The organism is Bacteroides salyersiae, from assembly GCF_031172035.1.
GTDB classification, from domain to species: Bacteria; Bacteroidota; Bacteroidia; order Bacteroidales; family Bacteroidaceae; genus Bacteroides; species Bacteroides salyersiae.
Genome location: NZ_CP133452.1, coordinates 2,380,991 through 2,395,290 on the forward strand (window position 1 = coordinate 2,380,991; position 14,300 = coordinate 2,395,290).

General features: G+C 42.7%; 6 protein-coding genes. All 6 read left to right on the forward strand.

Features of this window, described 5'->3' with window-relative positions:
* The first annotated feature begins 18 nt into the window (after positions 1 to 18).
* Positions 19 to 3,228, forward strand: coding sequence for a SusC/RagA family TonB-linked outer membrane protein (locus tag RB604_RS08615; protein ID WP_007478646.1), 3,210 nt, complete (start codon positions 19 to 21; stop codon positions 3,226 to 3,228).
* Positions 3,229 to 3,240: 12 nt separating this feature from the next.
* Positions 3,241 to 5,256, forward strand: coding sequence for a RagB/SusD family nutrient uptake outer membrane protein (locus RB604_RS08620; protein ID WP_055293578.1), 2,016 nt, complete (start codon positions 3,241 to 3,243; stop codon positions 5,254 to 5,256).
* 21 nt (positions 5,257 to 5,277) lie between these two features.
* Complete coding sequence (locus tag RB604_RS08625) at positions 5,278 to 6,888, forward strand: DUF5123 domain-containing protein (RefSeq protein ID WP_005925496.1); 1,611 nt, start codon at positions 5,278 to 5,280, stop codon at positions 6,886 to 6,888.
* 28 nt (positions 6,889 to 6,916) lie between these two features.
* Positions 6,917 to 8,497 carry a pectate lyase gene (locus RB604_RS08630; protein ID WP_082430597.1) on the forward strand — a complete coding sequence of 527 codons (1,581 nt, stop codon included), beginning with the start codon at positions 6,917 to 6,919 and terminating at the stop codon, positions 8,495 to 8,497.
* 264 nt (positions 8,498 to 8,761) lie between these two features.
* Complete coding sequence (locus RB604_RS08635; protein ID WP_055293580.1) at positions 8,762 to 12,550, forward strand: pectinesterase family protein; 3,789 nt, start codon at positions 8,762 to 8,764, stop codon at positions 12,548 to 12,550.
* 582 nt (positions 12,551 to 13,132) lie between these two features.
* Complete coding sequence (locus RB604_RS08640) at positions 13,133 to 14,296, forward strand: hypothetical protein (RefSeq protein ID WP_055293667.1); 1,164 nt, start codon at positions 13,133 to 13,135, stop codon at positions 14,294 to 14,296.
* Positions 14,297 to 14,300 lie beyond the last annotated feature (4 nt).

Genomic DNA, 14,300 nt, shown 5'->3' on the forward strand with positions numbered 1-14,300 from the left:
AAACGAAAATCTTGTAAAATGAAGAACAGGCGTATTGCGTGGTTATTACTCATGCTTCTGACAATTCCACTGGGGTTGTTTGCGCAGAATATCACGGTGAAGGGAGTTGTGACTGACTCCGAAGGTGAACCGATTATCGGTGCTTCCGTAATAGAAAAAGGGAAAAGCGGGAACGGCACTATTACAAATCTGGATGGTAATTTCACTCTGAATGTTTCCGGTAAAAACAAGAAGTTGGTGATATCGTATATCGGTATGACAACTCAAGAGGTAGATGCCGCTACCGGAAAAGTAATCAAGGTAGTGCTTCATGATGATGCCCAGGCTTTGGATGAAGTCGTAGTGATCGGTTATGGTACGAGCAAACGGGGAGACCTGACCGGTTCCGTTGCTTCGGTAGGTGCAAAAACGCTGAAAGATATTCCCGTTACATCTGCCGCAAGTGCGATTACCGGACGCCTTGCCGGTGTAAATGTAGTTACTACCGAAGGTTCGCCGGATGCTACCATTAATATCCGTGTACGCGGTGGTGGTTCTATTACGCAGGATAACTCTCCGTTGTTTATCGTGGATGGCTTCCAAGTCGACAATATCGATGATATACCTCCCGGTGACATTGAATCGATCGATGTATTGAAAGATGCTTCTTCTACTGCCATCTATGGTGCGAAGGGTGCCAACGGTGTTATTCTTGTCACTACCAAAAGCGGAAAGGCGGGGAAAACGGAAATTAAATTCGGAGCTTCAGTCGGTTTGAGCAGTGTATATAATCTGTATGATGTACTTTCTCCTTATGAATATGTGTATTACCAACGCGAGCTCGATCCGAGCAATAAGAGCGGTGCTTTCTTTGGACGTTATGGAGTGTGGGAGGATATAGGAATTTATAAAGCGTCCGAGGGGACCGATTGGCAGGAAAAAATGTTCGGTAACACCGGTGTACAGCAAAAATATAACTTATCTATTTCCGGCGGTACGCAGGATTTGCAATATAGCTTGAGCTATACGCACGATGATGAAACTTATATTATGAATACTTCTCGCTTCAAACGCGATAATTTGAACCTGAAGATAAAGAAGAACATAAACAAGGCGTTGAAGTTCGATTTCAACATGAAACTGAGTAAAACCGTAATCGATGGTCCGAGTGTATCGGGAGGAAAGAAGTTGAGAGATACGGTGAAATACCCTCCTATCAGTACGCTCGATGGTTTGACTGAAGATGATTTGGGTAATAATGGTTATGAAGTGGAGAACATCAGCAGTCTGAATGATCCTTATTATAATATTGTAAACGAGTATAAGCAACAGAATAAATTCTCCAATATCTATAATGGAGGGTTTACGTGGGATATTGTCAAAGGACTGTCTTTACGTGCCGAAGGGATGTATGGATTTGAATTTGAAGATACCGATAATATCTGGCTGAACAATACCGGTGAGGCTGCCAGCAATGCCGGACAACCGGTGGCGCAACGTCAGAACTGGAAGGGAAACCGATGGGCTGTGCAAAGCCGCCTGAACTATGGGATTACTTTTGGTAAGAATAAATTCGATGCAATGGTCGGTTTGGAGTACAACCACCGTCAGAAGAATGAAACGAAGATGTACTCAAAATTCTATCCGATAGATTTTACTGCAGAGAACATCTTGGCGATGTGGAATTATGGATCGGCACAACCTACGTATACGACAATTGGCGAGCCGAGCCGTACGAATTCTTTCCTGGGACGTGTAAACTATTCGTTCGATGACCGCTACCTGTTCACGTTCAATATGCGTGCTGATGGAACGAACGTCTTTGCTCCGGGTAAAAAATGGGGTGTATTCCCCGGTGGTTCTGCTGCATGGCGAATTTCGCAGGAGAAGTTTATGGAGAACACGCAGGATTGGCTCTCTAATTTGAAGCTGCGTCTGAGCTACGGTACCGTAGGTAATGCCCGCGTAAGTTCTTATTGGCGTCAGGATTATAGCTTTGAAAGTGCTTCCAAGAACTTATATTATCCGAATGAATCAGTGGAGAGTGCATTGAAACCCTCGAAGACATTACGTAATGAAAATCTGACATGGGAAACTAAATACTCGGCTAATGCCGGTTTGGATATCGGTTTGTTTAATAACCGGTTGAATGTGACGGTCGATATGTATAAGGATATCACGAAGGACTTGATTCTTCAGATTAATCTTCCTTCCAATTCCGGATACGATAATCAGTACCAGAACTTAGGGCAGACCACGAACCGGGGTATCGAATTGTCGTTGAACGGAACTATTGTCGATACGAAGGATTTGTATATAGCTGCCAACTTCAATATTGCTTTCAACAGAAACCGTGTCGATGCTTTGGATGGCAATTCTGTAATGATTCACTCTTCGGGTAGTAGTGCTGATATCGGAAAAGACGATTATCGTGTTTTTGTCGGACAGGAATTAGGACTGATTTACGGTTATGTGACAGACGGTATGTATTCGTTCGATGATTTCACATACAATCCGGAAACCAAGAAATGGGTGATTAATGAAGGAGTGCCCGATTGTTCGAGTGTCATTACCACCAGTGGCAGTTATTTTGGCCCCGGACACATCAAATTGAGAAAACTCGGAGGTGAAGGAACGCAAATTGACCCAGATGTGGATCGTACAGTTATCGGAAATGCACTTCCGAAGCATACCGGTGGTTTTGGATTGAATGTGCAATGGAAGGATTTCGATCTGGCGGCTATGTTCAACTGGTCATATGGTAACGATATTCTAAATGCGAATAAGATAGACTTTACGACTTATGCCGGTTCCAAACGTTATCAGAACGTAAGCTCTCTTATGAGTCTTGAGAACCGTTTTACAACGATTGATCCCGCCACCGGAAACAATATTTTTTATGGAGACAACGCTAACCCCGATTTATTGATGGAACTGAACCGTAATGCCAGAATCTGGAGTCCTATTATGGGACAAACCATCCTGACGGATTGGGCTGTTGAAGATGGTTCTTTCCTCCGTTTCAGTAACCTGACTATCGGTTATACATTGCCGAAGATATTTACCCGTAAGTTCGGTGTACAGAATCTGCGTGTCTATGCTACCGGAAACAACCTGTTCTGCTGGACTGCTTATAGCGGACAGGATCCCGAAGTCAGTACTTCGAAAAGTAACCTGAGTCCGGGTATCGATAATTCTGCTTATCCGAAAGCCCGTTCTTATGTGTTTGGTTTAAATGTAACATTCTAAAAACTATTAACGATGAAAAAACTTATATCTATATTATTGTGCGGAGCATTGACCTTTACTTCGTGCAGCGATTTTCTCGATACGGATTCTCCTTCCAAGCAAAGCAGTGAGGTGGTTTTTGAAACGGAGTCTATGGCGAAAGCGGCTTTGATGGGTATATACTCTTCTTTGTGCGGTACGTATGCTTATGGACAGAAACTGTCGGTAAACTGGCAGGGAGTTTCGGACATCGAAACCAATCGTGGATTCTCCGACACCGGATATATTGATAAAACCGGTGACTCCGGAGCCGGAAACTTCTGGTGTAACTGGTATAACAAAACTACTCAATGGGGGGAATTGTTTAAACTGACCGAACTGGCCAGTACCGCGGTGGATGGTATCCGTAAATCTTCATTATTGGGTAGCTCGGATGTGATGAAACGGTATTTGGGGGAGGCATTAGTATTACGCTCTATGGGATATTTCGAATTGTTGCGTTGGTGGGGAGATATCCCTTTCAAAGACGAACCGTCCAAATCCGACCTGTCTAATGTGTACATGAATAAGACGGACAAAGACATCGCCTATGCGGCCATTGTAAAAGATATGCAGGAAGCCATTGAGTATTTGCCATGGCTGGGCGAAGAATCCGAATACAATTGTGAACGGATAACGAAAGGGTTTGCCAAAGGTTTATTGGCACGTATTGCTCTTTTTGCCGGTGGTTGGTCTGTTCGTGACGGTAATCAGTTCTCGGATGCCAATGTGGAACATCATCCGGATATAGAAGAGATAAATGGGTATTACGTAGGCCGTCCTAAGAACTGGAGAGACTTTTATGAGATCGCCGAACAACAATGTGCCGAAATGATCGGTGATCCGGAAAATCCTCATGCTTTGGATCCTGACTTTGGCAATATCTGGAAAACTGTTTGCCATCTGGATTATAATAAGTTTAATGAGAATCTGTTTGAAGTAGGTTTTGGCTTAGGACAGAACGGGGATATCGGTTCTTTGATGGGATATTCGTTAGGGGCGAATACCCAATACGGAAGCCGTGGGTTCGGTGGCTCTTATGTAGCTACTACCGGTTACTATTTTTATTCGTTCGACAGAGAGGACCTGCGCCGTGATTATGGTGCTACGTGGTTCAGCTATACCTCAGAGAATAAAGAGAAGATGGGAAATGATATTCTGACAGTAATGCTGGGCAAATGGAACTTCTTCTGGACGAATGATACTTATAAATCCATGCATAAAACGGCAAATTCACGTATCTCTACCGGTATCAATTGGATTGTGATGCGTTATTCCGATGTGTTGCTGATGTTTGCCGAGGCTCGTAATGCATTGGTAGGTGCGGATGAAGTAAGCACGGTAGCAAAGATCTCTGCCCGTCAGGCTTTGGAGCAGGTACGCGAAAGAGCTTTTGGTGCCGGTTCTCCTAAGGTTAAAGAGTATGATCCCGATTTCTTTGAGGCGATTGTTAATGAACGTGCCTGGGAATTCGGTGGAGAAGCCATTCGTAAACAGGACTTGGTGCGTTGGGGATTGCTCGACAAGAAGATTGAAGATATGAAGCGCGCTCTTTGCTACATGATGGATGGCTCGAAGCCTGTGACCATTTTCGATAAAACTTATCAGCCTGCTGATATTCCTACAATGGTCTATTATAAGTTTAAAGATGACAACGAATTTATCGACATAAACTCGATTAATTTCTATGAAGAATTGCCGGCTAACCCGGATGAAACTGTATATCAGGAAGCAAAGTGGTGTTCCAAGAATTTTGAGAAACCCGAAAAGGGAGACAAGACACCACATGTGGACGGCCCGGTGAAGGTACTGTTAGCGGCTACCGGTCTGATGGCTGATTATGATTATTCCTCTTTGTTCGGCGAGTTACAGCATGGCTCTGAAATATCAAGTCGTTTTGTGCAATATGAAGTAGGAAACAAGACCTGTAATTATCGTCATGTATATGCAATCTATTATGAAGATATCTATGAGTCGAAAGGATATCTGTCAAATTCTTATGGTTATTAATCTTACTATTCTACAGAAGATATGAAGACAAAAATTATATATGCTTTTCTTTCCTGTATGTTGCTTCTGGCAGCTGCCTGCGAAGATGAAGTAAACAATTGGCCGGTGGACGGGAGCCAGGACGGTTTGTTCCGTTCGTTGACTTTCGAAGAGAAAAAAGTAATGCCTACCTCCATCGAGATTGGTTACACGAAAGTGGTGAACGCCACAGATTACATTTTTGAGTTCAGTGAAGACAGTATGTTGTTTCAGAACATAACCCGGACGGTTACTATCAAGGCGGATACTCTGACACCGTTTGCCGAATCGACTACTCAGATGAAAACCGAATATCGTACGATTTTTGAAGATCTGAAAGGAGTCACAAAGTATTCCGTACGTATGAAAGCTATCAGCAGTATCAGCGGACGTCAGTCCGGATATGTCAGTTTCTTCTTTCAGACTCCGGAAGAACAGATCTTTACGAAAGCTACCCCGGAAATAGATAATGTGACTCTGACCTGGACACCGGTGAAATCGCTCACTCATCTGGTTATCTCGGAAAGAGATGAAAACGATGGACTTTCTAATCCGAGAGAGATTCCGTTGACACAGGAGATGGTAGATGCATGTAGTATAGTGGTATCCGGTCTGGTCGGTGGTACGGGCTATATGGCTCAGGCTTTTGACGGAGAAGTGAAACGGGGAGAAATTAAATTCCGTACATCGGGTATGCAGAGCGGTGAAGTAATTCATGTTACCGAAGCAGATACGATTACCTATTTGTTGGATGACTGTGCCGCCCGTAAAGTGACGGATGTTTCATTGGTGTTTGAAGGTGGAGTGACGTATAATTCCGGTTCGGTGACCATACCGGGTGGCATTGAGAATCTGGTCTTTGTAGGGGTTGCCTCTGATGCCGGTGAACTGCCGGTATTGGAAATTCCGACTATTTCCTTGAAAGAAGTTATGAATGGCATCACTTTTGAAAACGTTCATTTGGACGGTCTGAACGACGGAAAGAATTATTTGTTCGGTATCGGTAATTCAAGCTGTTTCCGGTCTATCAGTTTTACGGGTTGTACGATTGCTCATTATAATCGTAGTATATTGCGTTTCAATACCGATAAACTTGAAATAGATGAGATTCTGTTCGATGATTGTATGATTACCGATATTGCACACGATGGGTATGGCATGATTGTCTTTGGAAAGGCACAGACCCGTGTGGGCTTGGTTTCGGTCACAAAATCTACTCTGACCGAGATGGGAAGTCTGATGCAGCTCAACGATGGAATTGAAAAGGTGGTGATGGATCAGTGTATTGTTTATAATAATACGTTTGCTACTAAAAACTATTATCGCATTGACAAGCAACCCGGTGCAATATCTGTTACCAATACGATCTTTGCCGGTTCGAACAACGGGCAGAAGTTTAATGCTACCTATAGCAATTATTCCACTTATTTCCTTTTCACGTCTTCTTATATGACTTCGGATATCATTATAGACCGTTATGGATTTACCGATATCACTCCGTATAGCGGAACGTCGGAAGATTTGTTTGTCGATCCTGCAAATGGTGATTTCCATTTGAAGTCGACGGCTAAGTTCCCCGGTAAGGAAACTGCCGGTGACCCGAGATGGTGGTAATAGTAATAATCAGTTTAAACGAACGAAAATGAATAAGACATTGATATTTAGTATTAGCGCAGCATTCCTCACATTAGTATGTGGGGGATGCACCGAGACCAATCAATTTTTTGACAGTCCCGTAAAACCGGGTACTTCTGTGGAAGAGCCGGAACCAGAACCCGAGCCATCGGGAGAACTTTGTGCTTTCCCCGGTGCCGAAGGTTTCGGAAGGAATACCACCGGTGGCCGTGGTGGAAAAGTATATCATGTGACTACTCTTGCAGATGGAACACAATCCGGAACTTTGCGGCATGCTGTTTCGCAAAGCGGAGCACGTACGATTGTTTTTGATGTGGCCGGTACCATCTTTCTGGATAGGGATCTTTCCATTTCCAACGGTGATTTGACGATTGCAGGACAGACAGCGCCAGGACAAGGTATCTGTATTGCCAAATATCTGGTCACGATTAAAGCGGACAACGTCATTCTTCGTTATCTTCGTTTCCGTGTAGGTAATGAATCCGGCGGAGAACCTGACGGATTGGGAGGAATGGAGAATAAAAACGTGATTGTGGACCATTGTTCCATCAGTTGGTCGGTGGATGAATGTTGTTCGGTATATGGTGGCGAGAATCTGACGATCCAGTGGTGCATTATTTCCGAAAGCCTTCGTACTGCCGGACATGGAAAAGGCAAACATGGATATGGTGGCAACTGGGGAGGTGCCGGCGCTTCTTATCATCACAATTTGATGGCTCATCATGAAAGTCGTGTCCCGCGCCTTGGCCCACGTCCGTTTACACAGGAACGCGAACATATGGATTTACGGAACAATGTATTCTATAATTGGGCCGGAAACGGATGTTACGGTGGTGAAGGCATGAAAGTGAATATCGTCAACAATTATTATAAACCGGGACCTGCCACTCCTAAGAATAAAGCAGTTCGCTATCGTATTGCCGGCATTGGCATCCGTACTACGGAATATATCGAGACTTTCCCGTCATTTGCTCCCATGCTGCATGTCTGGGGAAAGTTCTTCGTAGATGGAAATGTGGTGGAAGGAAGTGATGAAGTAACGAATGATAATTGGACAAAAGGTATCTACGAACAGATTGACAATAGTAAATGTGACGGTTTGTTTACTACTGTTACACGTGATACGATTCGTCTGGATGCTCCTTTGGAAACCGATGTCATTACTACTCATACCGCAGAGCAGGCTTTCAATCTGGTAGTGGCTTATGCAGGATGTTCAAAACAACGGGATATTATTGACGAGCGTATTGCTAAAGAGACTAAAGACGGTACGGCTACTTATATAGGTAGTGTTACCGAAGGTGCGGCTAATGCTCCCGGATTAATTGATTTGCCTTCGGATGTGATGCCCGCAGGGCAGGCAAGTCCATGGCCCGAGTTGAGTGACGGCGGTGTGGCGGCTGATGCTTTGAAAGATACGGACGGAGACGGTATGCCCGATGTATGGGAGACTGCCAACGGATTGAATCCGAATGATGCTTCCGATGGTATTACGACTACATTGAGTGAAGATGGATATACTAATTTGGAAGTTTATCTGAACAGTCTTGTCAGCGATATTACGGAAAATCAGAATAAGGCTATGTAATAGTAGTTAAGTAGTCAAGTAGTTAAGTAGTTAAGTAGTAAGTAACTGAGTGATTAAGTGTTTAAATAGTAAATAGTAAGTGGTTAAGTGATTAAGTGATGAGTCGGCTAAATAGAAATAGCTTATCTTATGTATTTCCCTTAACTACTTACTTTAAAAATCCTCCTATTCTGCTAATTATTCCCCTTTAAACGATTAGGGTTGCGTTAATATTGCAATCTGGTAGGTTTCTATATCTATATTGTTAAACTAAAAAATTGAATCATGAGAACACATTTTCTTCTTTGTTTTCTATTTCTGTTTTCTTATTTGGGAGCGACAGAGATATCTGTGGATCCGATAACTTTTAATGATGCGTATACCAATGCAGGTGATGGAGATGTTTTATTGCTCGAACCGGGTATATATGCTTCATCCGTGACCTTTCCTTCCGGAAAAACAATTACTTTGAAGTCTGCTTCTGCAACAGAGCTTCCGGAGATCCGGTTCGGTGTATCCGGTAATGATGAGGCAATTATGAATGGCGGATTGATTTTTGACGGTTTGAAAATCGTTCCGTCCGGTGATTATTTTATCAGCGTAGATAAGGTAGGCGATATTGCTGCCATCCGGGTTCTTAATTGTACGATTGAATCTGTGAACCGTTGTTTTATTCGCACTAATAATAATGGATATAGCATTGGTGAGATAGAGTTTGCCAACTGTGTCATCCGCAATTGTGGTGATAAAGGTTGGAACTTCCTATATCCAAAGCACATTGTCCGTAAAGTATCCGTACGTAACTCTACCTTGTATAATTATCCGGGTGGGGAGAGTTTTTTCTTAGCCAATGCTTCGGATACGGATAATGTAATGGAGTTTTTGTTCGAAAACAATACGGTATATAAATGGGCAAAGAGCTCCGATCGTGCACTTTGTAAAACGTCCAAAAATTACAGTGTTAATTCCAATTATGTTTTTCGTAACAATATCATAGCCGAACCGGGTGTAGCAGGACAAACTCCGAGTTTACTGGAAGCTACCGGGGGTAATGTGATAGGGGAAAATAACCTGATAGTCAATTATGGAGGTTATAAAGTTAGTAATGCCGTCTCGCAACAGGTGAATGATCTTACCTTGGAAGGTCTGGGGCTGTCTGCTTTAAGTTTCCCTGATCCGGACAACGGTGATTTTACGATCCTGTCCGGTTCTCCACTGGCTACTGCCGGTGTGGATGGCCAGTGTGTAGGTGATCCTCGCTGGATAAAGTCATTGGGAAATGCTGTACATGTAGAGACTGCTGCTTTACCCGAAGAGGCCGGTAGTGTTTCACCGGTTAGTATTGCTGTCGAAAAAGGAGACAATGCAACATTCACCGCTACGTCCAATTATGGTTTCCGTTTCAAACTTTGGCAGGATGAATCGGGTGAAACTCTTTCAACGGAAAATCCGGCGACCCTCCAAATAGATAAAGATATGAAGGTGGTAGCTGTATTTGATGCCATGGATATGCAGACTTTGACCGTTAACTTAACCGGAGATGGTGCAAAATGGGGAAAAGTGACATTGAGTCCGGAGGCAGAAGGAAACCGTTATGAGAAAGGAACTATTGTAACAGTTACTATAGTGAATAATCCGGTTACTTCTTTTATGTATTGGGAGGATCAGTCCAGCGAGGTATCGCGCCAGGTGATTATGGATGCCGATCGGGAATTGACTGCTGCTTTCGATGTGATTCCGTTTATTGTCGGATGGGATTTCGCCGTATCCGAACCTCGTGGCAATCGTCCGGGAGACTATTACTATCAGACGGATAATACCGGAAACCTGAGTTTATACAATTACGACGGAAGCTCTACCAATTGGGGAGGTAGTAACCGTACTTTCGGTGGTGTAACTTATGATTGTGCCCGCCGCTATACAGCTGCAGCCGATATCAAGACAGCTCCCCGTTATTTCCAGGCTAAATTTTCGGCCCGTGAATATAATAATATCCATGTGAAGTCTATGATCGCTGCAGATAATGAATGCGTACACAAATTACAAAAGATGCAGTATTCTACGGATGGTACGACGTTCTTTGATCTTGCAACGATTGACATGACCGGAAAAATCAGTACGGAATGGATCGCTTGTGATGCCGTGTTGCCTGTAACGTTGACAGAGGAAGAGAAATCTACAATCTATATTCGTTGGATACCCGATTTGAGCAGTGAATTGTTGGGGCAGCCTGCCGATAATGCTACCGAGGGTTTTTATCTGGCCAATCTCTTTGTATATGCTGATCCGAATGACGCTGATCCGGAACCTCCTGTATTATTGAGTACTACCCCGGTCGAAGGTTCGTCTACTGCCTCTGCCAACGGAACTATCACTTTTACATTTGATAAAAAAGTGAAAGCCGGTACTGTTCCGGTTGTATTCAATGGAGAGACGATAACTCCGGTTTTCGGTAGTAAGACCGCTTCTTATACTTATAAGAATCTGTCTTATGGTACTCAGTATGAATTTGTATTACCGGAAGGAGCCGTTACCAATCTTGTAGGTAATTCTTTCCCCGGAGTGACACTTCATTTCTCTACGGTGCCGCGTCCCGATCCTATTGCACGTGTGTTCGACGCCATTGTTGCTGCAGATGGAACAGGAGATTATACAACCGTACAGGCTGCCATCGATGCAGCACCGGCCGGACGTTCGATGCCATGGCTCATCTTTGTGAAAAACGGTTCTTATAGAGAACAGGTGATTGTGCCGAAAGAAAAATCATTCATTCATTTAATCGGGCAAGATAAAGAGAAGACAATTATTCATCATAAACTGAATGTAGGTGGTAAGCCTGCAGAGGGTGACAATGATGAGTTCTGGAAATATTCCGTTCATAATCCGGCATCCGAAGTTTATCAGTTTGAAGGTACAGTCGTGAAAATAAATTCAACGGATTTCTACTCGGAGAATATTTCTTATGTGAACGACTGGGGTATTGATAGCCAGGCCGGCCCGCAAGCACTTGCAATGAGTACGCAGAATGACCGTTCGGCTTTCTTTAACTGTAAATTCCGCTCTTATCAGGATACTTGGATGACCTCTTCTGCAAATGACAATAATCACCGTACGTATGTCACCGATTGTTGGCTGGAGGGTGCTGTCGACTATTTCTATGGTGGCGGTAATGCCTATGTCGAGAAGACAACCTTCTATAATTTGCGTAGTGGTGCTGTTATTGTAGCTCCCAGCCATGGAGCGGGTACACGATGGGGGTATATTTTCGATCATTGTACGGTAGATGGTAATGCTTCGGCTGCTGATGGTAAGCAAAAGTTAGGTCGTCCCTGGCACAATTCTCCTATTACCGTATATCTGAATACGACCATGAATATTCCGATTGCTCCCGAAGGATGGACTGATATGGGAGCAGTTCCTGCTCTGTTTGCCGAATACAATAGTATGGACAAAGACGGTAATCCGATTGATTTGAATAATCGTAAGACTACTTATACACATGGAGACGGACAGACCGGTAGTTGCAAGGCCGTGCTGACAGCCGAAGAGGTAGTGAAATACACCTACGAAAATGTGATTTGTGAGAATGACAACTGGAACCCGAGAATGTTTATGGAGAAAGTGGATAAACCGGATGATCTTGTTTTAGATGGTGAGCAGCTTTCTTGGAAGGCATCCCGATATGCTATTTGCTATCTGGTGTTCTGCGATGATGAAATGATAGGAATGACTAAGGATACCTTCTTTAATGTTCCTGCATCCGGCAAAGATGCTTCCGCTTATCAAGTGAAAGCTGCCAATGAATACGGTAGCTTGAGTGAACCGGCCACTGCATCAAAAGGTACGGGAGTCCGGAATGAGACGGTCGATAATCGGCTTCAAGTTCTGATTAATGGAAATGAACTGTCTGTTCTGGGTGTTTCTGCCGGTGTTCCTGTTATTTTAGCAAGTGTAGACGGTTGTGTAGTGAGAAGCATGACGAGCACGAGCGATAAGGTAACTTTGATACTTCCCTCATTGAAAGGAGTATTTGTATTGAAAGCAGGTGACCGTTCCGTTAAAATTATGTTTTGAACTGTCTGAGATACAGCAGGTGGAACGTACTTGAATGAATATTGTTTCTCCTTTGATAATCAGATGTTTATAAGCCTTATGATGAGGCAAATAAGAGTGTACACTATTACTATACAAAAGTGTACACTCTTTCTATATAAGAATGTATACTTCTGTGGTATAGGAATATATACTTTTGTAATATGAATAAAAAGTTGCCTTTTGATTCGATATAAACTACCTTTCTGTAGGTAGAAAACTTCTTCTTCTTTTTCTTTTATAATCAAAAGTTTCAATTATAGTTTTTCTTTGACTGAGAAAGAATTTACTTCCTATAAAGATAGATTAATTTTAGGAAGAAACAACTTTTATATATATGTGTGCTTTATCAATGCGGATAGGTAGGTTATCCATAATTAGGAAAGCACAATTTTTGACTTGGCAGTTAAGGAGGAATATAAATGTGAATATAAAAATTAAAGATTTTGTATTCTAAAGTAGTTTTGTTTAGTATAATTCTTTTCTCGGCTGTATTATATATAAAAGTTACCCGGCTTTTTATCTTTACAGATGGGTGACAGTTTTAACCTTAAATGCCATGTCATGGATTTTAAAGTGAAAAGTCAGCTATTGCCATTACTCTTTTCCGGAGGAATGGCAGCTGCGCAGGCACAAACCGTTTTACAGCAAGATACTCATATGTTTAGGGAGGGCGATGTCATTCTTAAACAGGAGGTACAGTATAAGTCTCCGGGGCGAAGCGGAAAAAATGTTGTTTGGGATTTCAGTGAGTTAACTCCGTTGGAAAATGAATATCGGGAATCTTATGACCGAATGGACAGTTTGTTTACCTGTTCTGGAATGAATGCTACTTATCAGTATCGTTTTTCCGGCGATTCATTGCTATGTGTCGGTTATTTCAATCAATTATTACAGATGCGTCATTTGCTTCCCGAATTAATTATGCATTATCCTTTGACTTATTCGGATTCTATTTGTTCTTTTTATTACGGAGAAGGAAAATATAGTCATACATTGAATTTGGCTGTCTATGGTGAAACAGTCCGTAAAGCGGATGCGGAAGGGATACTGTTTTTGCCTGACGGTGAAGTATTGTCTGATGTCTTGCGTGTCCATGAATCTGTCCGGACAGGACAGCGCATAGCTTCTTCTCCGGCTATATTGAGTTTTGGAGAAACGTCTTCCTATTCGAAAGATTCACTTATTTATCATCTTACTCATGATAGTATTACCTGGCGGGTAGATGCTTATCGGTGGTATGCTCCCGGTTACAGATATCCGGTTTTTGAAACTGTACAGACTTTTGTTTGTGCTTCCGGTATTCCTGTCCGGCATTTTCAACGTTCTTATTATTATCCTGTGGAGGAACAGAAATATTTGTCGGAGGATCGGGTAAACATGGCCGTTCGTGAGACACTTGCCACGCAAGCAGAAAGAGACGAAGAGGAACTTTATACAAAGAAAAAAAGCTTTGGAAAAAAATCGGGAAATTACGCATATAACAGTTATTTCTCTCCAGATGGAGGACTGCTAAAGATAGATATTCTTCTTGATGGTCCAAGCAGTGTGGATTTGTTACTTTGTTCCTTATCGGGCATTTGTTTGTTTCAGAAAACCTTGTCGGAATGTGATGCCGGTATGTATCAGGAAACATTTGATTTAACCTCTTTACCATCAGCAGATTATTTATTATCTGTTATTATTAACGGTGAAGTTAACAGTGAAAAGATATTGAAGAATAGATAACCTG